At 46.9% G+C, this 26,271-nt stretch carries 20 protein-coding genes; 9 read left to right on the forward strand and 11 right to left on the reverse strand.

Going from position 1 to position 26,271, the window contains the following annotated elements; genetic code table 11:
- The first annotated feature begins 115 nt into the window (after positions 1 to 115).
- Positions 116 to 2,386, forward strand: a complete 2,271-nt coding sequence (gene metE, locus L5M38_RS15000) for a 5-methyltetrahydropteroyltriglutamate--homocysteine S-methyltransferase (protein ID WP_263179563.1) — start codon at positions 116 to 118, stop codon at positions 2,384 to 2,386.
- Positions 2,387 to 2,482: 96 nt separating this feature from the next.
- On the opposite strand, the gene queG is transcribed toward metE, so the two are convergent.
- A complete protein-coding gene (gene queG, locus L5M38_RS15005; protein WP_173242868.1) occupies positions 2,483 to 3,685 on the reverse strand; it encodes a tRNA epoxyqueuosine(34) reductase QueG in 1,203 nt (400 codons plus the stop codon).
- A gap of 174 nt (positions 3,686 to 3,859) precedes the next feature.
- Here queG and L5M38_RS15010 point away from each other — a divergent pair, with 174 nt between their 5' ends.
- Entirely contained in the window at positions 3,860 to 4,657 is a 798-nt protein-coding gene (locus L5M38_RS15010) for a substrate-binding periplasmic protein (RefSeq protein ID WP_173242870.1), read from the forward strand.
- On the opposite strand, the gene L5M38_RS15015 is transcribed toward L5M38_RS15010, so the two are convergent.
- Positions 4,654 to 6,510, reverse strand: coding sequence for a GGDEF domain-containing protein (locus tag L5M38_RS15015; RefSeq protein ID WP_173913147.1), 1,857 nt, complete (start codon positions 6,508 to 6,510; stop codon positions 4,654 to 4,656). The two genes, L5M38_RS15010 and L5M38_RS15015, sit on opposite strands and share 4 nt — an antisense overlap.
- A 221-nt stretch (positions 6,511 to 6,731) precedes the next feature.
- Between L5M38_RS15015 and L5M38_RS15020 the strand changes: the two genes are divergently transcribed.
- Both L5M38_RS15020 and L5M38_RS15025 read left to right on the forward strand, forming a co-directional pair.
- On the forward strand, positions 6,732 to 7,256 hold the full coding sequence (locus L5M38_RS15020) for a phosphatase PAP2 family protein (protein WP_263179565.1): 525 nt from the start codon (positions 6,732 to 6,734) through the stop codon (positions 7,254 to 7,256).
- 31 nt (positions 7,257 to 7,287) lie between these two features.
- The gene (locus L5M38_RS15025; RefSeq protein WP_105250165.1) at positions 7,288 to 7,722 is read left to right on the forward strand and encodes a DUF3069 domain-containing protein; all 435 of its coding nucleotides are present in this window, start codon (positions 7,288 to 7,290) and stop codon (positions 7,720 to 7,722) included.
- Between the two features lie 113 nt (positions 7,723 to 7,835).
- Here L5M38_RS15025 and L5M38_RS15030 read toward each other — a convergent pair whose 3' ends face one another.
- From L5M38_RS15030 to L5M38_RS15045, 4 genes are all read right to left on the reverse strand, one after another.
- A complete protein-coding gene (locus tag L5M38_RS15030) occupies positions 7,836 to 9,524 on the reverse strand; it encodes an NAD-dependent malic enzyme (protein WP_263169425.1) in 1,689 nt (562 codons plus the stop codon).
- A gap of 269 nt (positions 9,525 to 9,793) precedes the next feature.
- On the reverse strand, positions 9,794 to 10,258 hold the full coding sequence (locus L5M38_RS15035; RefSeq protein ID WP_168824742.1) for a DUF1456 family protein: 465 nt from the start codon (positions 10,256 to 10,258) through the stop codon (positions 9,794 to 9,796).
- Between the two features lie 141 nt (positions 10,259 to 10,399).
- Positions 10,400 to 11,674, reverse strand: coding sequence for an Nramp family divalent metal transporter (locus L5M38_RS15040; RefSeq protein WP_263179567.1), 1,275 nt, complete (start codon positions 11,672 to 11,674; stop codon positions 10,400 to 10,402).
- A 151-nt stretch (positions 11,675 to 11,825) separates the two neighbouring features.
- Complete coding sequence (locus L5M38_RS15045) at positions 11,826 to 12,365, reverse strand: PH domain-containing protein (protein ID WP_212599717.1); 540 nt, start codon at positions 12,363 to 12,365, stop codon at positions 11,826 to 11,828.
- Positions 12,366 to 12,607: 242 nt separating this feature from the next.
- On the opposite strand from L5M38_RS15045, the gene L5M38_RS15050 reads away from it, so the two are divergent.
- Both L5M38_RS15050 and L5M38_RS15055 read left to right on the forward strand, forming a co-directional pair.
- Complete coding sequence (locus tag L5M38_RS15050; protein ID WP_212599718.1) at positions 12,608 to 15,166, forward strand: TonB-dependent receptor; 2,559 nt, start codon at positions 12,608 to 12,610, stop codon at positions 15,164 to 15,166.
- 159 nt (positions 15,167 to 15,325) lie between these two features.
- Positions 15,326 to 15,958 carry a glutathione S-transferase family protein gene (locus L5M38_RS15055; RefSeq protein ID WP_263169418.1) on the forward strand — a complete coding sequence of 211 codons (633 nt, stop codon included), beginning with the start codon at positions 15,326 to 15,328 and terminating at the stop codon, positions 15,956 to 15,958.
- A gap of 110 nt (positions 15,959 to 16,068) precedes the next feature.
- Here L5M38_RS15055 and L5M38_RS15060 read toward each other — a convergent pair whose 3' ends face one another.
- Entirely contained in the window at positions 16,069 to 16,569 is a 501-nt protein-coding gene (locus L5M38_RS15060) for a DUF4447 family protein (protein ID WP_212599720.1), read from the reverse strand.
- Between the two features lie 30 nt (positions 16,570 to 16,599).
- Positions 16,600 to 17,007 (reverse strand): SMI1/KNR4 family protein, encoded by a 408-nt coding sequence (locus L5M38_RS15065; protein WP_113939053.1) that lies wholly within the window; start codon positions 17,005 to 17,007, stop codon positions 16,600 to 16,602.
- Positions 17,008 to 17,621: 614 nt separating this feature from the next.
- On the opposite strand from L5M38_RS15065, the gene L5M38_RS15070 reads away from it, so the two are divergent.
- From L5M38_RS15070 to L5M38_RS15080, 3 genes are read left to right on the forward strand one after another with little or no spacing between them, the layout of a single operon-like run.
- Positions 17,622 to 18,854: an efflux RND transporter periplasmic adaptor subunit gene (locus tag L5M38_RS15070; RefSeq protein ID WP_263179568.1), complete on the forward strand. Its 1,233-nt coding sequence runs from the start codon at positions 17,622 to 17,624 to the stop codon at positions 18,852 to 18,854.
- A gap of 2 nt (positions 18,855 to 18,856) precedes the next feature.
- Positions 18,857 to 20,875 carry a MacB family efflux pump subunit gene (locus L5M38_RS15075; RefSeq protein WP_131525063.1) on the forward strand — a complete coding sequence of 673 codons (2,019 nt, stop codon included), beginning with the start codon at positions 18,857 to 18,859 and terminating at the stop codon, positions 20,873 to 20,875.
- Positions 20,876 to 20,882: 7 nt separating this feature from the next.
- On the forward strand, positions 20,883 to 22,346 hold the full coding sequence (locus L5M38_RS15080) for an efflux transporter outer membrane subunit (protein ID WP_263179570.1): 1,464 nt from the start codon (positions 20,883 to 20,885) through the stop codon (positions 22,344 to 22,346).
- 139 nt (positions 22,347 to 22,485) lie between these two features.
- On the opposite strand, the gene L5M38_RS15085 is transcribed toward L5M38_RS15080, so the two are convergent.
- The 3 genes from L5M38_RS15085 to L5M38_RS15095 all read right to left on the reverse strand — a co-directional run bounded on the left by L5M38_RS15085 (position 22,486) and on the right by L5M38_RS15095 (position 26,159).
- A complete protein-coding gene (locus tag L5M38_RS15085; RefSeq protein WP_263179571.1) occupies positions 22,486 to 23,628 on the reverse strand; it encodes a site-2 protease family protein in 1,143 nt (380 codons plus the stop codon).
- A gap of 231 nt (positions 23,629 to 23,859) precedes the next feature.
- Positions 23,860 to 24,237 (reverse strand): DUF4144 domain-containing protein, encoded by a 378-nt coding sequence (locus L5M38_RS15090; RefSeq protein ID WP_263169411.1) that lies wholly within the window; start codon positions 24,235 to 24,237, stop codon positions 23,860 to 23,862.
- Positions 24,238 to 24,470: 233 nt separating this feature from the next.
- Positions 24,471 to 26,159 carry a DUF342 domain-containing protein gene (locus tag L5M38_RS15095; protein ID WP_198573564.1) on the reverse strand — a complete coding sequence of 563 codons (1,689 nt, stop codon included), beginning with the start codon at positions 26,157 to 26,159 and terminating at the stop codon, positions 24,471 to 24,473.
- Positions 26,160 to 26,271 lie beyond the last annotated feature (112 nt).

Genomic DNA, 26,271 nt, shown 5'->3' on the forward strand with positions numbered 1-26,271 from the left:
CGTCCAGACGCCCATTGTTATTTATCAGGCTGAAGTGCTGAAAAGTGCCAAGAGAAAACAATCTGGTGGGTGTAAGTGCCGAATATGGCTTATCTCAAATAAAGGAAGATAGAGTATGCAATTAAATAGTCTTGGGTTTCCCCGTATTGGGCGTCGTCGTGAATTGAAATTTGCCTTAGAAAAATACTGGCGTGGTGAGAGCACTCAGGTGGAATTACGTGAAGTGGCGAGTGAACTTCGCCGCACCCATTGGCAGTGGCAAGCTGCTGCGGGCATTGAGCAAGTTCCCGTAGGTGATTTTGCCTTTTATGATCAAGTGCTGACCTTAAGCGCGACTTTAAATGCCATTCCTGAGCGTCATCGTGGTGAAGGGACAATCGATCTCGATACTTTATTCCGTGTTGCCCGCGGCAGAGCGCCAACGGGCCAAGATGCGCCAGCCTCTGAAATGACCAAGTATTTCAATACTAACTATCACTATCTGGTACCTGAGCTCAGCCAAAACCAAGAGTTTTCGATTGCCTATGAGCAGTTCTTTGATGAAGTCAGCGAAGCGCAGTCCTTAGGTTATAAAGCAAAACCTGTGCTACTCGGCCCTGTTAGCTACTTGTACCTAGCTAAAACCGTGGGCCAAGAGTTTGATAAGTTAAGCTTATTACCCAATTTATTAACTGCTTATGCTGACATTTTGGCGCGTTTTGCTGCTCAGGGTGTGCAATGGGTACAGCTCGATGAGCCCATTCTCGCATTGGAGTTAGATGGCAAATGGCAAGCGGCGATCACTGAGGCGTATCAAGCCCTCAGCACTGCAAAGGTGAAGATCCTTCTTACCAGTTATTACGGCGGTATCGCACACCATCAAGCGCTGGTATCGGCCTTGCCGGTCGCGGGGTTGCATGTCGATTTAGTCACAGCGCCGGATCAATTGGCAGTCTTTGCCCATGCGCTTGGTCGAGATCAAATTTTGTCGGTGGGTGTGGTCAATGGTCGCAACGTGTGGGCGGCAGAGGCGGATTTGATTGCCGAACGCATAGGCGCGGTTGCCCGTGATCTCGGAGATCGCTTGTGGATCGGTACTTCTTGCTCACTCCAGCACAGCCCTGTGGATTTAGATGTGGAAGCCACGCTTGAGCCCGCGCTGCGTCAACAACTCGCGTTTGCGAAGCAAAAATTACTTGAACTGGCCAATGTGCGCCAATTGCTACTGGCACCTGAATCTATCGCGGCAAAAGAGATTGTGCAAACCAGTTTGGCGCGCCGCGAGGCGAAAGCGCAGGCCGCCGACAGTCAAGTGATTGCCCGCGTTGCCGCGTTGACATCTGCCGATTATGAGCGCGTCAGTGATTTCAACGTACGCCAAGCAGTGCAGCAGCAGAAATACCGTTTACCTCTGTTGCCGACCACCACCATTGGCTCCTTCCCACAAACACCTGCAATCCGTGGACTACGCAGTCGTTGGCGCAAGGGCGATCTGAGTGATGCACAATATACAGAGCAATTACAACAAGTCACCCGCGATACTATCGACCGCCAGCTTAAACTCGGTATCGATGTACTGGTTCATGGTGAGGCCGAGCGCAACGATATGGTGGAATACTTTGGTGAGCAGCTTGCGGGCGTTGGCTTTACCAAAAATGGTTGGGTGCAAAGTTATGGCTCACGCTGTGTTAAGCCGCCGTTGATCTATGGTGATGTCAGTCGTCCAAAGGCGATGACGGTCGATTGGGCCGAGTTTGCCCAAAGTCTCACCGACAAGCCTGTAAAAGGCATGCTGACTGGCCCGGTGACGATTCTGCATTGGTCATTCGCCCGTGAAGATATCGGCCGCGATGTGATTGCGACTCAGCTGGCGCTGGCGATCCGTGATGAAGTGGTGGATTTACAAAATGCAGGTATTGGCATTATACAAATTGATGAGCCCGCCTTCCGTGAAGGTCTGCCATTGAAACAAAGTGAGTGGCAAACCTATTTAGATTGGGCGGTGAATGCCTTTAAACTCAGCGCTGCTGGCGTGACTGATGAGACTCAAATCCATACTCACATGTGTTACAGCGAGTTTAACGACACGATTGCCGCGATTGCCGCCATGGATGCCGATGTGATCACCATCGAGACTTCGCGTTCACGGATGGAGTTACTCAATGCCTTCGAAGATTTTGAATATCCAAATGAAATTGGCCCAGGAGTGTATGACATTCATTCGCCAAACACCCCAAGTGTGGAGGCCATGGTGCACTTAATCGAGAAAGCGGCGCAAAAAGTGCCCGTACGTCAGCTGTGGGTCAACCCAGATTGTGGCCTAAAAACCCGTACTTGGGATGAAGTCGAACCCGCACTGAAAAACATGGTCGATGCCACGCGAGAACTACGTCACCGCCTTGGTTAATATTATGCTTGAGTGAAATATTTTTTTACTGAGTTTATTGAGTTAGTAACAGCGGATGCTTATGCATCCGTTGTTGTTTATTGCTTGCCGACTAACTTAAGCATCTCGCGGTAAGCCTTTTTCGATAATGCGCACCATGCGCTCGGTTTTGCGGCGGGCTTTTTGTTGTTCAGTTGCTGCGCTTTCAGCAAGGCGCGATTGCTGGGCATTAAGCGCCCATTCAATATGCTCACGCACTATCTCATCGATATCTTCGCTGTGATTGCGGGCGTTAAGTGCGGCAATAATGCTTGGGCTCGCGGGAGCGTTACCCAGTGCTACTGCAATATTACGTAGCCAACGTTTATGTCCAATGCGACGAATGGCGCTGCCTTCAGTTTGTTTAAGAAACTCGGCCTCGCTCCAAGCAAAAAGGCTGAGAAGGTCAGGTTGCTTTAACTGCGGACGAATATGAAAGTCAGTTTCTTCAGTCAGCGGCGCTTGGCGATTGATGGGACACGCGAGTTGGCAATCATCGCAGCCATAGATGCGATTGCCCATGAGTGGCCTAAATTCTTCGGGAATAGCGCCCTGCAACTCAATGGTGAGATAGGAAATACAGCGTCTGCCATCGACCACATAAGGTTCTACGATTGCACCCGTTGGACAGGAGGTAATGCAGGCGACACAAGTGTTACAGCCTTCTTGAATGGGAATATCCACAGGTAGAGGCAAATTGATCAGTAGCTCACCTAAAAAGAACCAACTGCCAGCCTCATGGTTGAGTATGAGTGAGTGTTTACCTGTCCAGCCTATACCGGCTTTTTCGGCTAGGGGGCGCTCAAGTACAGGGGCTGAGTCAACAAAGGGGCGAAAGTCAGCGGCATCGAAACCGAGAGCAACTAACTCTGCACTGATTTGATCTCCGAGCTTTTTAAGTCGAGCGCGGATCAACTTGTGATAGTCGCGACCTCCGGCATAACGGGAAATATAACCTAAGTTGGGATCGGTGAGATTCGTTGCAAAGCCAGCTTCGGGTGGCAAATAGTCCATCCGTACGGAGATCACCCGCACTGTGCCCGGATGCAGTTCTTGCGGGCGAGCGCGCATCATGCCATGGGTAGCCATATAGGCCATTTCGCCATGAAAACCTTTGTCTAGCCATGCTTGGAGTTTGGCTTCTTCAGCGGTTAAATCCGTATCGCAAATGCCAACCTGCGCAAATCCGAGTGCTTTTCCCCACGTTTTAATTTGCAGAGCGAGCCGCGACAGCATGCTGGCATAGGATTGGCTTGGGGTTTGATTGACTAAAGTTGACATGAATTGATTGCAGCGAGGCTCTTGGCTAGGTGGCAATATGATAGCAGTTTTCACTTATTGAGGACGAGTTTACTCAGAAGGGGGCGTGAGGCGATATTTTCTTTGGGGTATTTGTTTATTTGCTGTTGGGATTGAGTCTATGATTAGGTCTACTGTTTATCGTTTGGTATTCGTATGCTGAGTGCGATTCCCCTTAGGGCGTGTTTTCTTGCGATGAGCTTATTAGGCCTGATGCCTAATCTTGTTTTTGCGGCGCCTGACAAGTTGAAATTGGTGACCGAAGCTTGGCCTCCCATGAGTTACGAGCAAAATGGTGTGCCGCAAGGTTTTGCGGTGGACTTAGTCAATACCTTGCAATCAAGACTGGGTCAGAGTGAAAAAATCGATGTGTTACCTTGGGCTCGGGCGTATTCGATTGCTAATACCTCTGCGAACGTTTTACTTTTTGCTACGTCAATTAATGATGAACGAGCTGAGCAGTTTGATTTTATCGGTCCTATTGCGACCAGCAAAATTGCATTGTACGCAAGGGCGGCAGATCCTATCGCTCTCGATCAACTTGCTGAACTTCAATCGACAGATATTGTGGGGGTTTATCGGGAATCGGCGGGTGCGCAGTTGCTACAACAAGCGGGCGTGGATAATTTGCTGGTGGCGAGTTTTCCACAGCAATCGGCGAAACAGTTGCTGTTTTCTCGAATTCGTTTTTGGTGCCAAGCGGATCTTGCGGTAAAGCAGATACTCGAAGAGGTTGGCGCGAGTGAGACAGATATCCGCCAAGTGTTTGTGGTATCGGAGATTAATCTCTATTTAGCTTTTTCTAAAGGGACGTCGGCGGAAACCGTTATCAGTTGGCAAACAGAGCTTGAGAAAATGAAAGACTCGGGTGAATTTAGTCGTCTGTATCAGACATGGTTTGGCACTTTGCCACCGCCATTACAACATCAAGTGTTTTGGCATAAGGCCGTTTAATTCTCTCTTAAAGCCTCATTCTTGGCTGATTTCACACAATTTCTGCCCGCATTTTTAGCCTCATAAAGAGCATTGTCGGCCCGCTTTAGCAAGGTGGCAAAATCTTTATCTTGATATGCATCTTCAGTATTATTTTGTGGTTCTAAAGTGGCGACACCAGCGCTAACGGTTAATTTGAGTTCTGCTGGTAAATTCTGTGCGCTAAGGCGGCTAATATGGTTCTGCAATTGATGCGCCAGCGCTAACGCACCTGTGGCGTCAGTGTTAGGCAATAGGATTAAAAACTCTTCACCACCGATGCGGCCAACGAGGTCTTTATTACCTGATAAGGCTCGGCCTGCATTTGCAATGGTCATAAGGGCGCGATCGCCTAATTCATGGCCGAAGTTATCGTTGATTTTTTTGAAGTGATCCGCATCAAAAATAATCACTGAAAAAGGGCTTTGATGTTTTAAGGCTTGCTGAAAATATTTCGCGGCTTGGGCATAAATATGCCGACGATTAGGGAGTTTGGTAAGGTAATCCGTGAGGGCAATAACTTGCAGTTGGCGATTTCTATGTACTTGTTTATAAGCGAATATAGACACTATCGTTAGGATAAAGCCCGCTAGTAATAGGATAATGTGTTGCAGTGATTTGTTCTTTTCGAGTAGCGCGAGCTCTTGTTCTTTAAGGTTTTGGTTTTCAATCAAGCGTTGATTTTCAGATTCAATCCGACTGGTATCAAACTTGACCTTTAATTCTGTCGTATGATGGGAGAGAGAATTGCCATCGACTTTTTTTGTTAGGGTAACAAATTCTTGCAGCGCTCCGTAGGCGGCAGATAAATCATTCATAGCCACATATATGTTACTTTTAAGCTGCAGCAGTTGAGTGAGTCCCCGATTATTCTGCAGAGTGCGAAAGGCTTTTTCCCCTTGCTCAAGTTCGGTAAGCGCCTCTTTATAGCGAGCTTGTTGAAACTTTATATCGGCCATAAAAAGCTTCATGAAGCTGTAATCGGTCAGATCTTTTTCATTAATAACAGTATCGGCTTCGATTAAATACTTTTCGGCTTCGTTTAGACGATTGAGTTTGATTAAGCTGTAGGCAATATTCGTTGCCATAGTTGCTGCCACTTTTTCCTGCTGATGTTCCTTGAAGTATTGATAACTTACTAAGAAATTATCTACGGCCTGTTGATGTTCACCGAGTTCATCTAAGGCAAGGCCAATGTCCGAGTTGACATACATTGCCTGTTCTTGGTTATTGTTTTTTAGATAGAGAGCTTTGAGTTTGGTGTAATAGCGGATTGCACTTTGGGGATCGCCATAACGTCTAAAACTGGTAGCAACATCGGCAAGGTTAATGTTAGCCCAACCGCTTAAATTGAGTGATTCATAGAGATCTTGCGCTGTGACGAGATCGTCTAATGCCGCAGAAAAATCGCCAATATAAGAGTAAAGTGCGCCGCGAATGCTGCGCGAGTCGGCGATTAGCTTAAGGTCTTCATGCTCATAGGCACGTTTAACACTGAGATTATAGCCTTCCATCGCGCCATCCATGTCACCACTTAATTGCAGAAACCAAGAGCGGCAGAGCGTGAGGTCGGTAATGAAATGGGGGGAGGCGGTTGGCGGAATATTGCTCAGTGCTTGGTTAGTATTTTTAAGTGCCAGTGCAATAGCTGTGTCGTTTTCTGTATTCTGATCCCAGCATTTAAGCAGTTGCAGCTTTTCATGACGGGTGACATCGTCAGTCGAAATTAGTTTGCTTAATAACACTAGATTGCTTTCGATTTCTTCACGGGTCATAGGGACGCCGCTTTCAAATCTTGCAAATATTTTATCAACCTGAGTTTTTTCTTCTGCCATAGCGTTGCTAAGCGGCAGTAGAAGCAGCAATAAGGAGAATGATAAATACCTAAGTTGATGTAGCAAAAAAAGATTCCTGTTCGCATTAAAATCAATAGCTAATTGTTAGCTTAGCATAACTTGTTTGCTCATTTTTAATATAGATGTATAGCAATTTTGCATTCGGTTAATGATCAAGGTATAAACTCCGCCTTGGTTATTATCCCACAAAGGAATCACCCTTGAAGAAATTACTCTGTGCTGCATTATTCATGATGAGTGGCACTAGTTGGGCAGGCTCAGATTTAGAAACCTCTGGCGATATATTGCATTTATTATTACCCGCTACTGCGATGGGCGCGACCTTGTTTTATGAAGAGGGTTATGATGGTAGTTGGCAGTTAATTCAGGCAGCGGTGTCGAGTCGGTTAATTGTTGAAGGTCTTAAGTATGGTGTGAGTAAAGACAGGCCAGACGATAGTGGCGATGATTCGTTTCCATCGGGTCATACCTCAGACAGCTTTATGGCGGCGACGTTTATTCAGCAGCGCTATGGTTGGCAATATGGTTTACCTGCCTATGTTGCCGCATCTTATGTGGGCTATACCCGAGTGGCGAGCGACCAGCATTACCTCGAGGATGTGTTAGCTGGCGCGGCGATTGGAGCGCTGGCGGGTTGGTATTTTACTCAACCCTATGAGGGGATTACAGTTACGCCGATTGCGGGTAACGGCGTTTATGGTTTATATGTGAGTGGCCAGTTTTAAGTCTATTTTTGGGATGCGAATCGAGATTTTTATGAGCGAATTATCAGCTGTTTACCGCGAAACTGCCGAGCAGATTTCTTACAATGTTGCGAATAAAGTGTTACCAATGGCGAAATTACCGGGTGACTTATTAGCAGCGTACCAAGGTTTGTGTGCCGAACTGTTGGAAGACAGGGAAGGTAAATTTAGCCAAGCTTGGGCATCTTTACCTGCCAGTGCGCGTAATCTAATGGAACAAGCCGCATTCCACGGTTTCTATATCGCGAATGCTTGGTTGCAATTGAGTCGTGTCGCCCAAGAAATTTCTGAGCAAGCCGATACCGATAGTGCAATCCAAGAGCAAGAATATAATGGCATTTTTACGCGCTTAGCCGATGAATCGCTCAAAGAAAGCCTACGTAAGTTGAAGAAGGCGCGTACCGATCGTGCTTTGCTCAATAGCTTTAAACAGGTGATGGCACCTTAGTGTTCTATTGAAATGAAAAAGCCCGTTACTGCAAAGTAACGGGCTTTTTGCTGGCTAGCACAAACGCTCAACTAAGCTGCTTTACTGCGACTTGGGTCGCGGCAACGCTATGCTTAGAACGAAGTGCGTTTGTAGCGGCGATATTCTGGACTCCAGAAATTGCCTTCAATCGACTGCTGTAAGATCTCATCGCTCATTGGCAGTGTTAACCCTTGTTCAACTGCGACTTTACCTACGGCAAAAGCAATATGCTTACTCACCGCATGGATATCTTCGAGTTTAGGCAGTAGTGGACCTGTACCATCGATTGCCAGTGGCGAACATTCGGCAAGTGCGCGACTTGAAGCCATCAACATGGCATCGGATACATGACGGGCACCTGAGGCTAAAACGCCTAAGCCAATACCTGGGAAGATAAAGCTGTTGTTGCACTGGGCAATTTCATAGGTTTCACTATCGACAACCACAGGCTCGAACGGGCTGCCCGTAGCGACGAGTGCTTGACCTGAGGTCCAATGCAAAATGTCCTTCGGTGTCGCTTCTACGCGGCTGGTGGGGTTCGACATAGGGAAAATAATCGGGCGAGCACAATGGCTGTGCATAGCACGGATGATTTCTTCGGTGAAGAGACCCGGAACGCCAGATACCCCAATCAGCACTGTCGGCTTGGCGTTGTTAACCACATCGAGCAGTGAAATATTGTCGCTGAAATTGCTCCAATTTTGGATGTTGGTGCATTTCTGCGCCAATTTTTGCTGGAATGGCAACAGGTTAGGCATGTTGTCGAGCAATAAGCCCCAACGGTCAACCATACACACTTGAGTGCGAGCTTGCTCGTCGCTGATCCCTTCAGACACCATTTGTGCCACGATAGCTTCGGCAATACCACAACCGGCACTACCAGCACCGAGGAAGGCGATACGTTGTTGATTCAATTCAGTGCCCGCAGCCTTACACGCGGCGAGCAAGCAACCAACGGCAACCGCAGCAGTACCTTGAATATCATCGTTAAAGCAGCAATAGCGATCCTTATAACGCTCTAGGATCGGCATGGCATTCTTTTGGGCAAAGTCTTCGAACTGGATCAAAGTATCCGGCCAACGCACGTGGACGGCTTGCATAAAGGCTTCGATAAACTCGGCATATTCTTCGCCACCAATGCGTGGATGGCGCCAACCCATATACATAGGATCTTCTAACAATTGCGGATTATCTGTGCCAACATCTAAGGTAATGGGCAGGGTATAAGCCGGACTGATACCGCCACAGCTAGTGTAGAGTGACAGCTTACCGATAGGGATCCCCATGCCGCCAATACCTTGATCGCCAAGGCCTAAAATACGTTCACCATCAGTGACTACGATAATTTTAACTTTTTGACGAGTCGAGTTATTGAGGATGTCATCGATCCTATCTTTGTTCGGATAGGAGATAAACAAACCACGGTTGCGGCGATAGTTTTTCGAGAAACGTTCACAAGCTAAACCTACCGTCGGCGTATAGATGATGGGCATCATCTCGCTGATGTTATTTTGCACTAAACGATAAAATAAGGTCTCGTTTGTGTCTTGGATATTACGTAGGTAAATGTGCTTGTCTAAGTCGTTATTGAAACTTCTAAATTGATCGTAGGCGCGAGAAGCCTGCTCCTCAATCGTTTCAATGGCATAGGGGACTAAGCCTTCGAGGTTAAAGAAAATACGCTCTTCTTCAGAAAATGCACTGCCCTTGTTAATCAGTGGGGCTTCAAGAATGGCAGGTCCTGCAAACGGAAGATAGAGGGGGCGTTTATTATCGTCCATGGGTAACCTTTTGAGTTATTGTTTAAGTGGTCAATACGTGCTGTAAGTCACGTAAGGTTATCATGAAATGTGATCTTTGTTGTCCGTGGAACGAGGTATTTGTGGTTTTTTTTGCAGCAGTAAAAAAGTCAGCTGTTTTAAACAGGATTTCTGAGGTTGTTGAGATGGAATTGTTAAGGTCTTGTTTATATCCAAACAAGCTCAGGTGTAGATAAAAACGGATATAAAAAAACGCAGCCTAAGCTGCGTTTTATGTCATAAGTTTAGCGTTATACGCCGCGATACTTAAGTGATAAGCCGCGGATAAAGTTACGCAGTATTTGATCGCCACACTCTTTAAAATTCTTGTGGTCTGGATTGCGGAACAGGGCGCTTAGCTCTGATTTTGACATTTGCACTTCGGCTAAAGCCAAAGCTGCTACTATGTCTTCTTCACGCATTTCGAGGGCAACTCTCAGCTTTTTAAAGATGAGGTTGTTGTTTAAACGTGAAACGGGCGCTGGAATTTCTGCACCTTCACGTAGACCGCGCTTCTCTATGATAAGACCATCTAAAAACTGACATAAGGTCGTGTCGTTACAAGCTTTATAACCTTCTTCCTCTTCTTTACGTAGAAGATCAATCATCTCTTCGACAGGCACTTCTCTTCCAGCTTTAGCAAAAATTTTAATCATTTTTGCATTGCTAAAATCAAACACGAAGCGCAAACGGCGCAAAATATCATTATTAATCATGGTCATCTCTTGGCGCGGCTGCGCTATCTGGTTTAAGAGCCCGCATTATATACCCAAACCACCTTAATTGCAGAATTCAGCGGGAATTTAATGGCAGTTAGTTAAGGCCATTTATTGCTCCGGCATAAACATTCTGGGCAATTAACCTTTAATGATGTTGTACCAATAGATAAACAGTGCCGCGAAAATCAGTAGATAAATCAGGCCAAACCAAGAGAGTAGTTTCATCTTAGTCCCATATCTGTCTGTCTCGGGAAGCTGTTTGCTGGTCATTAAGCGGTAATTTAACCAAGCAAAAATGACTGTGGTCATAAAGGCCAAGATCATCACAAACTCGAGTAACGGTAAGAGTGCACCTTTAAAGAAGAGGATCAGTAATAAGCCAAAGGCACTGATGGCGAGCATAATCCCAGTGAGGCGTTTATCTGAACTGGTCTTTGAGGTGAGTAATTGCCAGCCCATATCTAAGGTACGGCTATAGCCATCGATTACTGTTACTGTTGTGCTGAAAATACACAGAAATGCCACAATACCAATAAGATAACGACTCTCGCCGCCCATCACTTGGCTGTAAAGATTAATCAATTGATTAGCAAATTGTGCGCCGGAATCTGAAAAGTGTTCGCCACTGCCGTGCATCACTAAAGCGCCCAAGGACAAAAACACGATCGCGAGGATCGCAGTGATGATGTAGCCTAAGTTAAAGTCGAGCAGTGCCTGCGCTTTCGTGACCGTCTGGCTTTTTTGTTTTTCGAGCAACCAGAGAGAATTCCAAGCGCTGACTTCAATCGGTGCTGGCATCCAACCCATCATGGCGACCAAAAATCCCACATGGGCCCATTGCCAAGGTGAAGGAGAGACAAAATTGCTCGCTAATGGTTGAGCATGATCCCAAGCCAAGGCCACGGCAATTAAGGTGGTTAAGGTTAGGGCGAACATGATGATCTTAGTGAGTCTATCAAGCAGTTGATAATGGCCTAAAATCAGTAAAGCCAAAGAACTCAGAAATACCAGCAGTGCTAACCAATCGATGGGCAGCGGAATAAATTGGGTCAACATAGCGGCGGTTAACATGCACACCCCTGCTGTACTGGCAATGGCGGCGATCACATTGAGCCCAGTAAACAGCAGTAAGTAACCTCGGCCCTGTTTTTGGTAGCCGTGCAGTAGACTCTCCCCTGTGGCAGCTGTGTAGCGTGCGCCAGCTGCAAAGAAGGGATACTTAAGTAAATTCACCCCAAGAATAACCCAAGCCAGTTGCCAACCAAATTCGGCGCCCGCCCGAGTCGAGGCGACTAAATGGGATGCGCCAATCGCCGCTGCGGCCATAAGAACACCTGGGCCCATGGCTTTAATGCCGAGAGTTAGGTGTGTCATCCAAGAGGATGAAGGAGAAGTTACTGAAGATTCTGTCATGTCGTTATTAAAAATGCCTGTTGAAAATTAATCTGGGGAATCGAACACTCCCTCATGTTAAGGCTGCGCTCATGTAAAAGCTGCGCTAACGCTAAGTGAGTGGCTCAACATTAAAGGTAAAGTGATTGAACTAAAAGTTGTTTTATTCAATTTATCCGTTTAATTTTTGGCTGAGTAAAGTTTCAATGCGTTTTAAGCTTGCAGCCATTTCGGCTACGATTTGTAACAGCGTATTATCTGGCTGTGCCGATGGGATTGTTGGGTGCAAGGGTTGGGTAAGCCGTTCTTTTTGTTCTAATACGCGGGTTCTAAATTGAGGCGCATCGACTATGCCGACTAAGCTTATCAATGCGCCTGCGCCCGATTGCCCTGCGGTTTCTACCGTGAGTTTATGCAGACCAAATAGGCGCATAATTGGGCCTTGGATCAATGCCATATCGGTAATTTTGTCCAAAGGCACTGTGTTTTCAGTACGAGTTAATATGCCCCTCCTGACAATAAGTTTATTGCTGGTGAGCTCGGCACTCATATTGCGAATATAGCGGCGAGTCCCCCACAGCCCGATTGGAAACCAAAGCAATAACAAGGGAATACCTATTATGCTTAGACTGAAATAGGCGGCTCCTGAGAGTAACCAATACAGACCTAAATGGGTTTCAAACTCTGCTTGATAAATAATCTTGTCTTCCATCTTTCTTCCTTAAATTTTGATATTCAAATACTGCGACTTGTCTTGTAGGTTGAATCTTTAGTGCCTAGACCTACTTTGATTCTCGTATGAGGAAAATACACCGTCTCAAATGTAACAAAATTTTAACTTTTATTTCTCTGCCATTGACTTTGGTTTGTAACTCATTACCTTGTATGTTGTTAATTTAGGGTTTTCTTATTGTTAAAATAATTTTAATGAGATAAATAAAACAAGGGAAATGTATGAACAGACCTCAGATTCTACCCAGTGCTTGTGCAATCGCAATTGCTATGGCATGTACGCCAACAGTGGCCCATGCTGCCGATAAAGGTGCAGAAAAAGTTGAACGTATTGAAGTAACGGGTTCCCGTATTAAACGTACCGATATTGAAGGCCCTTCCCCTATTCAATCGATCAGTAAAGACGATATTGCCAATATGGGATTTGATAACCTGCAGCAATTACTTGAACGCATGCCTGCCAATGGTGCTGGCGCGTTTTCTACCCGAGGTAACAGCCAAGATTCAACCGCCAACGGCGGCGCATCTATCAGTCTACGTGGTTTAGGCCCAGACGCGACCTTAGTGTTAATTAATGGTCGTCGTGTTGCGGCGAGTGCTTTTGCCGAAGGTATCACTAATTCCTTTGTTGATATCAATAATATTCCGGTATCAGCTATTGAACGTATCGACATACTGAAGGACGGTGCATCGGCTATTTATGGTTCTGATGCGATCGCGGGTGTGGTTAACATAGTTCTGAAAAAAGACATTGAAGGCATTGAGGTCAATCTTGGCTACGGTGATGCTTCAGGCACTGGCTACGATGAAACTACTGCGAATATGGTGTGGGGGATGAAGTCCGATAAGGGCAGTGCCTCTATCATTCTCGACTATTTTAAAAATGATACTTTAGCGGCAACGGATTTAGGCCGTTTTGGAACTGCAGATCAGAGTCCTTACGGCGGTGAAGATTCGCGTTCTTCCCGTGGTTTTCCTGGGTATTTTTATGTGGATGGGGTGCCGACAGTTGACCCAGCTTGCCCTGCCGATCGCAATATAGACGGTGAAGTTTGTGTCTTTGATTATGGTCCGTATAACCTTGTTGTGCCTGCTGCTGAACGTGTGGGTGCTATTGGTCAATTCGAATATCACTTTAATGATGATTTAACCGCTTTCCTCGAGTTAGCTGCCCAGCACAACACATCGGAAGCGGGCGGTGCGCCGACGCCACTTGATGAGAAAGCTGGCTTAACCGTACCTGGAACTCATCCAAATAACCCGTGGGGGAAAGATATTGAAATCGGTCGTTTCCGCACCGTTGATGCGGGTGCGCGTCGTTGGGATATTGAATCTGATACTCTACGTTTAGTCGCAGGTTTACGCGGTGTAGTTAAAGACTGGGACTGGGAAGCTACGGTGCAAAAGGGGCGCAGTGAGTCAACTCAAACGGGTGACCGCAGCCAAGGTTGGGTAAGAACAGATTATTTGCAACGTGAAATTGATGCGGGTCGTTACAATCCTTTCGGTGGCACCATGAACTCCCAAGATGTCATTGATGATATTACCACCAGTCTAGTGCGCCAAGGTCTGTCAACCATGACTTCCTATGCGGCGAATATCTCAGGTCAAGCATTTACCCTTGCTGATCGCGATATCATGATGGCGGCTGGAGTTGAATATCGTGAAGAAGCCATCAGCGACGAGCCGGATGAGCAATTTCAACGTGGATTGATTTTTGGTACCGAAGCTGTGTCAGCTAAGGGCGATCGCGATCAATGGGCGGCGTATACTGAATTTTCCATCCCTGTAACGGATAACTTCGAGCTGCAACTTGCGGGTCGATATGATCACTACAGTGATTTTGGTTCAACCACTAATCCTAAGATTGCTTTCCAATGGGGTATTAGTGATGAGATAACGGCGCGTGCCTCTTGGTCTACTGGGTTCCGTGCGCCTTCATTAGCGCAAATTGGTTTGGGTCCATCTGAAGAAAGTAGCTTCCTAATTGATAAATATCGCTGCGCAGCCGACGGTCAAGGTTGTACCTTGTCTGATGAAACGACTGAGTTTGCAGGTAACCCAAAGTTAAAGGCTGAGGAGTCAGAGACTTGGAATATCGGCATGATATGGGCGCCAAGCCAGAAGTTCGATATTGGTTTCGATATCTACAGCATCACTCAAGATAATAAGATTGATAAGTTGTTACTGCAGGATATTTATGACGCTAATTGTAACGATCAGAACAGCACTGTGTGTGTGCGCCTAGCACCTCAAGCTGGTCAAACATTTGGCGCACTAGATGTGATCCGCTCAAGCTTTGTTAACTTAGGTTCGCAAGAAGTTCAGGGTATGGATGTGTCGACCCATTATGGATTCGAACTCGATAGTTATGGCGACCTTAAGTTCGGTCTTGAATGGAGTTATCTGCATAACTTTGAAAAAGATGATACTCATCAAGTGGTCGATTATACCGGAGAGTATAAGTATCCGAAGAATCGTTGGTTAGCGACAACCAACTGGACTATGGATAACTTTGCCGCCAATTTAAATTTGAGTTATATCGGTGAGTTTGAAGATTTCAACAAAACTCGTACAATTGATGCTCAAATTTTAGTCGACATGTCAGGTACTTATCGCTTCAATGAGATGTTCAAGCTGACACTAGGCGTGAACAACGTATTTGACGAAGAACCACCATTCGCTATCGGTGATGGTGATACCGACCTCTACGGTTACGTGACATCAGTACATAATCCAATGGGTCGCTACATTTACACTAAACTCTCAATGAACTTCTAATATTAAGCCTACGAGTTTTATAGCTCAGTGCTTTATATCAAAGTGTAGTGAAATCGAAACGGCGCATTAAGCGCCGTTTTTTATGGGCAGATTTGCACTAACGCAAACTCAGTGTATCTTCGTTAGGACACGAATTAACCGGACTAAAAGGACGTTGCAATGATCACTTTATATGGCACACCGCGCAGTCGCGCATTAAGAGTTGCTTGGGTGTTGGAAGAGTTGGGTGTTGATTGGGATTTTTCTTTTGTGGATATGACTAAAGGTGCGCATCGCAGCGCGGCATTTTTAGCGATAAATCCCTGCGGTAAAGTGCCTGTGTTAACTGATGAAGAGTTAGTGTTATCCGAATCTGCGGCGATTTGCCTTTATCTAGCAGAAAAGTATGGCGAGGGTAAGTTGTTGCCACCCGCGGGGAGTAACGCATCGGGTTTGCACCATCAATGGGTGAGCTTCATCATTACTGAGCTTGAGCAGCCGCTTTGGACTATGGGTAAGCATAAGTTTGCTTTACCGGAGGAGCAGCGTCATCCGCAGATCATGCCTTGTGCGGTATGGGAGTTTGATAAGGCGGTTGCATTGGCCGAAGCCATGTTGCCTGAAAGTGATTTTTTGCTCGGTGATGACGTTTCGGTGGCGGATATTTTACTGGCCCATACCTTAATGTGGGGCACATTGTTCGAACAAGCCATTCCACCTAAACTCGCCGCTTATCGCGATAGGTTGTCTGCGCTGCCGTCGCGTCAATCGGCTTTACAGAAGATGGATGCTGTGGTGGCCGCTAAGGGCTAATCATTCTAAGTCGCTGATTATCTGAAAATCATTATGAGAATATAATAAGGGCAGATAGTGATATCTGCCTTTATTGTTAATGCGAGTACTAAGCTTCTGGATTTACACGCTTATAACTGAGTAGCGGCCCATTTAGCGCGACTTTCGCGGCTTTCACTCATTTTGGTCGGTTCACGGAAGGCTTTGTAGGCCTCCACGTCGAGAGCCACTAGGCTGACGTCGACTTCTAGGACCAGTTTGCACTCTTTCTTAATGCGCCAAGCGGCCGTGTTGTACAGCTCAGTAAAAGGCAGTGAACTTAAGAATTCGGGGTTGTATTGTGTGTAAACCGCTTGAGTGGGGTAGACCACGAAGGCTAAGTGACGTTTAGGTTCTTTCTTAAATAGTTCTTCGATACCATCGCAGGTGTTGAGCACTTGCATCTCAATGATGTCATCAATATCAAGCAGTTTCTTTTGTGCCAGCTCAGGTGCCAGTTGTTCACCGCTTTCCCAGGCGAATACATCGGCTTCGCTATGGTTAGTCAGAGCACCAACTTGAGCCGCGCTTAAGCTGAGTGACTGGCGTAAGTAGCTCATTTCGATGGCATTCAAGCCAATGTTCTTAGACATAATCGTGTTCTCAATGCAATAAAAGTAAAATTAGTATTTGATCTTTAACCAGATTTCTTCAACCCATTCCCAAAACGACTCCCAATAGATATCGGTAAAGTCGCCGTTTTTCCAGAAATGTACTTGACCATCTTGGTCGATACAGTAAAAAGCATCACCCTGCTGACATATGGCAATCATGTCCCTTGGCATACCGATGGACCACGCATAGCAAGTCACTTCGGGCAGGTAGGTGTGCGAGTAGGGATCCGATGCTGTTACTGGCTCTATCGTGCCGTAAATTACATCACTGGCATACAACAGGTATTCTTTTAGCTCCCTTGGCAATGAAATCAGGATTTGCTCTTCGACTTCGACGAGCTGCTCAAATGTGGGTAATTCGAGTGGTACAGGAACAGTTTCGCTGCGTTCTTGGAGTTGCTCAATAATGTCGTGCATGGCATTTCCTGCTGATAGGGCTATGGCGCGGGATTATATACCCAAACAACCTGAAGATGCAGGATTCAGCGAGAATTTAACGCACTTTAGGCAAGGCCATTTATTGTTCCTGCATAAATGACAAGCTAGCTTTTGCAGGTGTGGGGACGCATTCTTCGGAAGCGATAGCAAATTTGGCAATGAGCACAAGGGGCTTTCAACTCCGGTGGGGTGTCATGGAGCATCCAAGGAGGATAGGACGAGCAGTCCTCCTTGGTCGGGTGTGGGGTGAAGCACCACGACGTTGATTTTTCTTGAAAAAGAATCAAATGAAGTCTGTATCTAGATTCGTTTGAATGGCTGAACTACCACAAGTGGCATAGTCATAGAATGTAGACAACAACAATTTATCACCTGACGATTTGGTATCGCACTAAATTGGCATGGCAGTCTAAGCACCACTCAATCGTGCTTTCCTTGTCAATTTCTACACAGATATTTGCAAATCTTTACCTGTTAACGACACTTCCTTCGTCTACTGTCTTTGGCTAACTCTATATACTGTTGGAACAATTTCAGTTCCTTAGCAAGATGAATGCTTGCTGTCTTTAGCATTGATGGACACGACAATACCGATGAAAAAATCCTCAAAGCGTAAATTGCTGCTCGCGTTAAGCGGCTTAATACTCCTCAGTGGCGGTGCTTATTTTATGTGGCATAAGCCTGAAACGGTACCTACCTATGTAACTGAAGCGGTGCGCCGTGGCGATATCGAAAACTCAGTACTTGCCAATGGCATGTTGCAGGCATCCAAACTGGTGAGTGTGGGCGCACAGGTATCGGGGCAAATCTTAAGTTTGCCGCTGGCACTGGGTGATGAAGTAAAGAAAGGCGATTTGATTGCTCAGATTGATAGCCTAGCGCAGCAGAATAATTTGAAGGATGCCCTCGCATCACTCAAGAGTATCAATGCTCAGTTCCGTGCTAAACAGGCGCAGATCCGCCAAGCTAAATTGGAATTTAGCCGCCAGCAGCAAATGCTTGCCGATAAGGCCAGTTCTCGTGCCGATTATGAAGTGGCCGATGCTAATCTAACGGTTTATCAAGCCGAGCTTGAGCAATTAGAAGCGCAAAAACAACAGGCTGAGATTAACGTCGACAGTGCCAGAATCGATTTAGGTTATACCAAAATTACCGCGCCGATGGATGGCACTGTGGTGTATTCCGCGGTGGAAGTGGGGCAAACCGTTAACGCTAATCAAACAACACCGACCATAGTTGAAATGGCGCAGCTGGATACCATGACAGTTAAAGCGCAGATTTCCGAAGCCGATGTTGTCAATGTCCATCCGGGTCAAGCCGTGTATTTCACTGTCCTTGGAAAACCGAATCATCCCTACCGTGGCGTTTTGAGGGCGATTGAGCCTGGGCCGATTTCGATGGATGGCGACGATAGCAATATGAGCTCTAGCGACTCAGACGCCATTTATTACCATGGTCTGTTTGATGTAGAAAACCCTGACCGCACCTTGCGTATCGGCATGACGGCGCAGGTGTCCATAGTGTTAGCTAAGGCCGATGATGCGCTATTAGTGCCTGCGCAGATATTGCGTATAAAGCCGAGGGAGAAATCCGCGGTGACAGAGACTAAGTCTGTCGAGCGTAAAGCCCGCAGCGGCCCGCAATATCAAGTGCCTGTATTAGTTGATAACCAAGTGCAATATGTGGATGTCACTGTGGGGATTAACAATAAAATCAATGCTGAAATCACCGCGGGTTTGAAGGAAGGCGATCAGGTTGTGCTTGGCATGCCGTCTTCCGATGATGGCAGCAGTAAATTACGTCGCCCACCTAGCGTGAGGTTTTAACAGTGACAACGGCATTACTTGAAATTTCAGGTTGTTATCGCACTTTTCAGGCGGGTGAGCAGCAACTCACTGTGCTGAAAGATGTGAACTTGTCGATTGGCCGTGGCGAGATGGTGGCGATAGTGGGCGCCTCTGGCTCGGGTAAATCGACCCTAATGAACATTCTTGGTTGTTTAGATAAGCCGTCAAAGGGCGCGTATTTTATCAACGGCCAAGATACCTCGACTATGGACGTTGATGAGTTAGCACAGCTGCGCCGCGAGCACTTTGGTTTTATCTTTCAGCGTTATCATTTACTGGGCGATTTGACCGCCATAGGCAACGTCGAAGTGCCTGCTGTGTATGCGGGTAAAGAACGCACGGTTCGTAAAGACAGGGCCGAGCATTTGTTAACGCGTTTAGGCCTTGGCGACAGGCTTGACCATAAACCCAATCAGCTCAGTGGCGGACAACAACAGCGGGTCAGTGTGGCGCGCGCTTTGATGAATGGCGGCGATGTGATCCTTGCCGATGAGCCGACGGGTGCGTTGGATAGTCACAGCGGCGAAGAAATGATGCAGTTGTTGCAGGAGCTTCACAGCGACGGTCATACCATCATTATCGTGACCCATGATATGCATGTGGCCCAATATGCCGACCGCATTATCGAAATCAAAGACGGCGTGATCATCAGCGATGAGCGCAGTCAGGATAAACAAACGGCTAAGCCACAAACTTCGACATCGCAAAGCTCAACGTTACAAAATACAGCGCCACAAAAGCCTAACGATGCAGTGGCAGCAAAAGATGGCTCGCGTGCGCGGGTGGCTTCGTGGGACAGATATGTCGAAGCGCTTAAAATGGCGCTGGTGGCGATGTCGACCCACAGGTTACGTACCTTCTTGACTATGCTCGGGATTATTATCGGTATCGCCTCAGTGGTTTCTGTGGTGGCCTTAGGTGAAGGCTCGCAGCAGGCCATTCTCAAAAGTATCAGTTCGATGGGGACTAACACGATTGATATTCGCCCCGGTTCTGGTTTTGGCGATAGACGCTCGGCGAGGGTACGCACCTTAACCGCAACGGACGCAAATGCTCTTAAAAATTTACCCTATGTTGATAGCGTGACGCCAAGCATTGGCTCTACTGCAACGGTTCGTTTTGGTAATAAAGCGGTATCGGCATCGGTGAATGGTGTGGGACCTGAGTTTTTCCGTGTAAGAGGGTACGAGTTAGCGCAGGGCCAATTTTGGGATGATGCCAGTGTCGCATCGCTCGCCCAAGATGCGGTGATTGATGACAATACCCGTAAGGAGCTTTTCCCTAACAGCGCTGCCGACAATAACTCGGCGATAGGGCAAGTGATTTTCCTTGGAGATTTACCCGTACGTATCATAGGTGTGACTCAACCCAAAGAAAGTGCTTTTGGTAACAGCGATGCGCTTAATGTGTGGGTGCCTTACACCACAGTTTCTGGCCGTATGGTGGGTAAAAACTATTTGGATGGTATTACCGTTCGACTCGATGAAACTGTGCCGAGTAACGCGGCGGAGCAGGGCATTATCGCGCTGCTTAAAATGCGCCACGGCACGCAAGATTTCTTCACCATTAATACCGATACCATTAGGCAGAACATCGAAAAAACCACAGCAACCATGACCTTACTGATCTCGGCTATCGCGGTGATTTCCCTTGTCGTTGGCGGAATTGGGGTGATGAACATTATGTTAGTGTCTGTGACTGAGCGAACCCGTGAAATCGGTGTTCGTATGGCGGTGGGGGCGCGCCAGAGTGATATTTTGCGCCAGTTCCTTATCGAAGCCATTTTAGTGTGTTTGTGTGGTGGAACCTTAGGCATCGCCTTGTCCTACTTAATTGGCGTGGTGTTTGCTCAAACGGGAGGCAGTTTCCAAATGATTTATTCCACCACCTCCATCGTTGCCGCCTTTGCCTGCTCGACCTTAATTGGTGTGCTATTTGGTTTCTTACCCGCCCGCAATGCGGCGCAGTTAGATCCCGTTGATGCACTAGCCAGAGAGTAATAACACCATGAATACTAGACTATTTAATCGACCATTTTCGCCTCGTAGCTGTGCTATTGCTGTTTGCACGGCTTTGGGACCAGCTCTGTGCATAGCCCTGTTGAGTGGTTGTGGCAGTGCTATGCGTTCAGACTTTGAACCACCCGCACTGGCTATTCCAGAACAGTGGCAAAACACCACAGTGAACGAGCAAGTAAAAGTCGACCCGTGGTGGCAGCAGTTTCATCAGCCGCAGCTCGATAAGCTGGTTAGCCAAGTATTGAGCACTAACAATGACTTAACGCTGGCGACCTTAACGCTGCGTAAAGCGCGCTTGCAGGCAGGGCTAACGCGGGACGATCTGTATCCGCAATTATCGGCCAATCTTGGTGCTTCCCGTAATCAGCCACTTGAGGGCGGCGATGCGACTAAGAGCTATCAAGCCAACTTGTCCGTGAGTTATGAGGTGGATTTGTGGGGCAAAGTGTCGGCCAATATCGACCAAGCCCAATGGACTGCGCTGGCGAGTGCCGAAGATAGAGAAAGTACCACCCAAAGCTTAGTGGCGACCACTGCATCCTTGTATTGGCAGATAGGTTATTTAAATCAACGGATTGATTTAAGCCAAAAGAGTATCGAGTACAGTCAGCAAACGCTGGCATTAACCCAAAGGCAGTATGATTCTGGCGCCGTGACGCAAGTGAATGTGCTCGAAGCGCAGCGCAGTATGGCGGGACAAGAGGCGGCGCATAGCCAGCTTATTCAACAATTAACTGTGGCTAAAAATGCCCTCGCGATATTACTCAATCAGGCGCCAGCTGCTGATCCGGCGCAGAGTTTAGCCTTAGGGGAGACTTGGGTTGAGATTAAGCAACTCCCCGATATGGCAGTGCCGGACGTTAGCGTGGGTGTACCTGCAGATTTGTTAATCAGACGCCCAGATGTGAAGGCCTCCTTGTATCAACTGCGCTCCGCCTTGGCGAGTAAAGATGCGACCTATGCGAGTTATTTCCCAAGCCTGAGTTTAACGGGTGGTATTGGAGAGTCGACCTCTGAGTTAAAAGAGTTGTTACGTAATCCCGTTGGCAGTTTAGGCGCTGGGCTAGTCTTGCCCTTTTTGCAGTGGAATCAAATGCAAATCAATAATGATATTGCCGATATTGATTATCAAACTGCAGTGGTGAATTATCGCAAGACGCTTTATTCCGCCTTTGAAGATGTCGATAACGCGATTTCGGCTAAGCAGCAATATCGCTATCAAGGGGAGAAGTTGGCGCAGCAATTCAGTGCCGCGGCGGCCGTTGAAGCCATTTATGAGAGCCAGTATCGCAATGGTGCTATCGGTATTCAGAATTGGATTGATGCCCAAGAGAATCGTCGTAGCGCCGAGGCGGCTTTACTCGAGAATCGCTATAACCAACTCACCGCCCAAGCAACGCTTTATCAAGCCCTTGGTGGCAGTGATATCGCCCCGCCTTTGGCAAAGGAATAGCGCATTTTTGTAAAAGCATCACAGCGCGACATAAAAATAAAAAACCGCTATTAATAGCGGTTTTTTGTATTGCATCACTCTGGGCAAGTGCAGGCACTCGTGCTAGTGCCTTTGCACTGCGGTTAGCCGTTAAGCCACATTAGCTGCGTAATATTTGCAGCGGCAAGCTGAGCATATCATCGCCCGTTCCCGCTAAGTGCCAGATGATGCCGACTAAGGCACCAACCGTGAGCAAGTACCAAATAACCGAGAAGATTTGCCCGTATTTGTCTAATGGCAGCAGGTGGCTTTGATGGCGAGTGCGCCACTCGAAAATAATTTCTAAGCTGCCGATCAACAACAAGAAGCCCAATAGCGCTAAGCCTAAGGTGTAGCTGATATACACTCCGAAAGCGGCACCAGCGGCGCAGGCGACCAGCCCCATGATGCTGTTCATCGAAAAACTGATGCTCTTTAAAATATGCCCGCCATCGAGTGGCAAAATAGGCAATAAATTAAATAGGTTAAGCAGCGCATTAAAGGCAGCAAGGCCAGCAAAAAACACATTGCCTGTTGCGTGGTAAGCAATCAAGGAAGCGATGGACATCAAGAGCCCAAAGGTCGGTCCCATGATAGAAATCACCACATCTTGCCAACGTGTATTAATTTTCTCATCGGAAAGCGCGAGTCCGCCCATAAAGGGAATAAGGTAGATCCCTTTGGTTTTCATCCCAAAATATTTCATTGCGCGAATATGGCCATACTCGTGAAATACCAAACAGGCGATAAGTGCGAGGGCGAATTGGAAGGAGAATAGCCAAGAGTAAGCGGCAACACTGGCGCCCGCTAACACCACCTTTATGACTTTAGCGCTTTTTAACAGCTTAAAGCCGAGGGAGGCGAGTCCTATCATGCTGATTTTTTGCTGCTTAACGATGGGCGTTTCTGGTGTTTGGCGTTCGATATCTTTCTCTGTCCGTCGCCCTTGGTCGATAATCTTGTCATCCATCAGCAAGCAGTAATCGAGGCGGAAAGGCTGCCAAACGAGATCGGTTTCGAGGCGAACTTGGATTTTAGCTTCTGTCATGGCGATGGCTTGCTCACCATTTTCTGTCACCAATGGGCTGCTGTGGTGGGTGAGCTCAAAGACATGGACTTTGAGGCCGCCATTATCGACGGAAGCTTCTTTTTGTGAGACTAAGGTGTTGTCCCAGTAGAGTTGTTGCCAGCCCGCGAGCGAGCCTTCTAAGCGCAGTTGTTTGCCTAAGCAGTCAATCTTAAGTAGTTCCAATTTCGGTTCCATCTGTTTGTATATTTAGTGCCAACTTAAACGTCATCTCTTGAGTCGACGCAGAAAACGGTTATTTTGGAGTGCATCTTAAGCGCTTTACCGTCTGGCTTAGCGCTGTTACACCGCGGCAAATTATGCCTGTGAATTGATTATGAGGATATTAGCTTTTAAGGTCATATTGTTTTTTATTGATTAACTGAGTTATTGATAGCCATTTATTATGGCTTATCATGTGCTTGCTGTTTATTCATCGAGGGTACGAACAATTTCAATGCCTTGGGCAATTGTCGTGAAAGCCAGTTTAGCGACACAACATTGTCCTAGTGCTTGGGCATGATTTTGAACCCATTTGATAAATTCATTGAGTGGCAAATCCTGTTTTTGGCGCAGTAATCGAGGTAATTCGCCAACAGGATCTTCATGGATTTTTTGTGGACAGGCACTGATAAGGTATCGCTGCCCTTTGGAGTCTAATAATTGATCGGTTTCGATGAAGTGATGCTGATAGAGACAGACCAGTTCGAGCCAATCTCTTTGATGTTCTAGGTAAAGTAATTCGTCATTTTGAGTCAGTTTTACAATCGCTGGCCATTCAATACTCGACATCTTAACGCTAGTCATTTCAGATCCTTAGGAAGTTTAAAATGGGCTCTGAGGTATTCTCTGAGATCAATCGGCGGCAGTAGACAAGGATTAGGATTTAGCAAGAAGGTGGCTTGGCATACTGCTGCGTGCGTTTATCTGTGAGCAGTATGCCACGCTTGGAGAAGATAGATAGAGGCCAGAACGAGTTCAGAGGTTTGGCTGCTGAGTGAAAGCCGCCTCAGCACTGGCGTTAAGAACCCTAGTGAACCTTATGTGCTCGGTGCAGCTTTTGCCTTGGCGTTATAGTCAAAGTTAATCTCTTGATTAACATTGGCAATACAACAAGTGCCATGTTCACGTGCCGTACGGTGATTTGCTGGACCTATATGCAGCTCAACGTTAAGGAATACGTGTTTAAGCACTTCGATACGGTATTTTTCGTAGTAGCCTTCGACTTCTTGTTTAAAGGTATCGAATTCAAGCTCTTCACGGGTACGTTCGTCCATGATGCGATTCTTTTCATCAAGCATCATCTTGATTTGCTCAATCATAACCGCGTCAGCTTGCCATTCTGACTTGGGGGGCAATTTATTGAGGCGAGCCTCGATATCTAAACTGGCGACGACCATAGCTTTAACGCTCTCATCGAGTAGCTTGAGATCTTGCTTGAGTTCAGCCTGTCCCATTGCGCAGTAAACGTCAGTTTTAGTCCCTGCCGTTGCACCTATGACAACCGCCGTGATGCCTTTTTCAGCGTGTGCGACTCCACCAACCAGATCGCCACGACGACCGCTAGGATCGCTGACCGTTAAACTGCCGGCGGTTTTGGTATTACTGTGCAGCAACTGTTTAGTTACTAAGATATTACCTTTGGCAACTAATTGAGAATATTGCACAAATTGGGCGCTGATCTGCCCTTGAGAATAGATATTGGTAGAGTATTCATTGGCTTTAATCTGGCGGCCAATGATGCCTTTACTCACAGTGACATCGCCTTCTGCTTCAAGGGTGGCGGAGTCCACAAACCCCATCACGGTAATATCGCCTGAGCTTTTAACTATCATGCCCTCGTGGACATCACCTGTAATTAAAATACTGCCCTTGAAGGTGACATGGCCTGTGCTGATGTCGACGTCTTTAAGTTGCAGTACATCATCGACATTCATACCTGTACGGGTTTCGACGGGTTGCCCCGGCACTGTGGCGATCAGTTTATTGGGATCTTTGGGATGAAAGGCTGTGCCAGTACCCGCTTGAAGCACGGCATCCTTACCTGGTTTTTGTTTAAGGACTTCGCCCTTGATGTTGTAGCCCGGAGTGCCTTCGGTGGCTAAATGTTTAACCATCAAGAGATCATTGGCTTTAACAACGATCATTGCGCCTAAATTGCGCATATCGACACTGCCATCTTCGCGCTCTTGTGGCTGAAGCAAGCGCTCCCGCGCAAGGAATACTTTGCGTTCTAGTACCGCATTGAGTCCATTAACAGGGGCTTTGCCTTGGGCTATTTCACTTTGGCAGATTTCCCCTGGCTTGAGTGTGCTGAGTTGCTTTAGTAGAGCTTGAATTTTGAGTTTGCTTAGCCCCATGCAGACGTTGTTTTTTTTGAGATGAGTGAGGATCTCTGGCAAATCTATCTGTTTACCACCCCATGCTGCGGTAAGTTTAAGACTGGCTTGCATTTTATCGGGACTAATCTCGATAGCTATGCTGCCATCGCGACGTTCGGCCAAAGTAGTATAGAGCTCAAATTTTCCATCGTCTTGATTACAAAGAGAGTTGATTTTAGCGACGGTTTTAGTAATGGCTGGTTCTAGCGGAAACAGGGCGGCGAATTCAGGTAAAGATAACAGGCGCATTATGTCTTCATGGGTGACTGGACCATGGACATTCGGGATCAGGCGCAATTCAGCTTTTGTCTTATCGCTGTTTAGCTCTATGAGTTCAGGGTCCAGCATAGGGGCATTCCTAGTAATTGCGTTTTATTCTTGTTAAGAAGCTGTTTTGAGTATAACAGTAGAAACTTAGGGTAAAGAAGCCTTTTTGGCTGCAAAATCAGCAAATGTTGTC

It is taken from the genome of Shewanella sp. SM101, assembly GCF_025654465.1.
Taxonomy (GTDB): domain Bacteria; phylum Pseudomonadota; class Gammaproteobacteria; order Enterobacterales; family Shewanellaceae; genus Shewanella; species Shewanella oncorhynchi.

Excerpts from the sequence above, each read along its gene's own strand:
- metE (WP_263179563.1), top strand. The coding sequence starts at position 116 with ATGCAATTAAATAGTCTTGGGTTTCCCCGTATTGGGCGTCGTCGTGAA.
- queG (WP_173242868.1), bottom strand. The coding sequence starts at position 3,685 with ATGTCAACTTTAGTCAATCAAACCCCAAGCCAATCCTATGCCAGCATG.
- L5M38_RS15010 (WP_173242870.1), top strand. The coding sequence starts at position 3,860 with ATGCTGAGTGCGATTCCCCTTAGGGCGTGTTTTCTTGCGATGAGCTTA.
- L5M38_RS15015 (WP_173913147.1), bottom strand. The coding sequence starts at position 6,510 with ATGGCAGAAGAAAAAACTCAGGTTGATAAAATATTTGCAAGATTTGAA.
- L5M38_RS15025 (WP_105250165.1), top strand. The coding sequence starts at position 7,288 with ATGAGCGAATTATCAGCTGTTTACCGCGAAACTGCCGAGCAGATTTCT.
- L5M38_RS15030 (WP_263169425.1), bottom strand. The coding sequence starts at position 9,524 with ATGGACGATAATAAACGCCCCCTCTATCTTCCGTTTGCAGGACCTGCC.
- L5M38_RS15035 (WP_168824742.1), bottom strand. The coding sequence starts at position 10,258 with ATGATTAATAATGATATTTTGCGCCGTTTGCGCTTCGTGTTTGATTTT.
- L5M38_RS15040 (WP_263179567.1), bottom strand. The coding sequence starts at position 11,674 with ATGACAGAATCTTCAGTAACTTCTCCTTCATCCTCTTGGATGACACAC.
- L5M38_RS15045 (WP_212599717.1), bottom strand. The coding sequence starts at position 12,365 with ATGGAAGACAAGATTATTTATCAAGCAGAGTTTGAAACCCATTTAGGT.
- L5M38_RS15050 (WP_212599718.1), top strand. The coding sequence starts at position 12,608 with ATGAACAGACCTCAGATTCTACCCAGTGCTTGTGCAATCGCAATTGCT.
- L5M38_RS15055 (WP_263169418.1), top strand. The coding sequence starts at position 15,326 with ATGATCACTTTATATGGCACACCGCGCAGTCGCGCATTAAGAGTTGCT.
- L5M38_RS15060 (WP_212599720.1), bottom strand. The coding sequence starts at position 16,569 with ATGTCTAAGAACATTGGCTTGAATGCCATCGAAATGAGCTACTTACGC.
- L5M38_RS15065 (WP_113939053.1), bottom strand. The coding sequence starts at position 17,007 with ATGCACGACATTATTGAGCAACTCCAAGAACGCAGCGAAACTGTTCCT.
- L5M38_RS15070 (WP_263179568.1), top strand. The coding sequence starts at position 17,622 with ATGAAAAAATCCTCAAAGCGTAAATTGCTGCTCGCGTTAAGCGGCTTA.
- L5M38_RS15080 (WP_263179570.1), top strand. The coding sequence starts at position 20,883 with ATGAATACTAGACTATTTAATCGACCATTTTCGCCTCGTAGCTGTGCT.
- L5M38_RS15085 (WP_263179571.1), bottom strand. The coding sequence starts at position 23,628 with ATGGAACCGAAATTGGAACTACTTAAGATTGACTGCTTAGGCAAACAA.
- L5M38_RS15090 (WP_263169411.1), bottom strand. The coding sequence starts at position 24,237 with ATGACTAGCGTTAAGATGTCGAGTATTGAATGGCCAGCGATTGTAAAA.
- L5M38_RS15095 (WP_198573564.1), bottom strand. The coding sequence starts at position 26,159 with ATGCTGGACCCTGAACTCATAGAGCTAAACAGCGATAAGACAAAAGCT.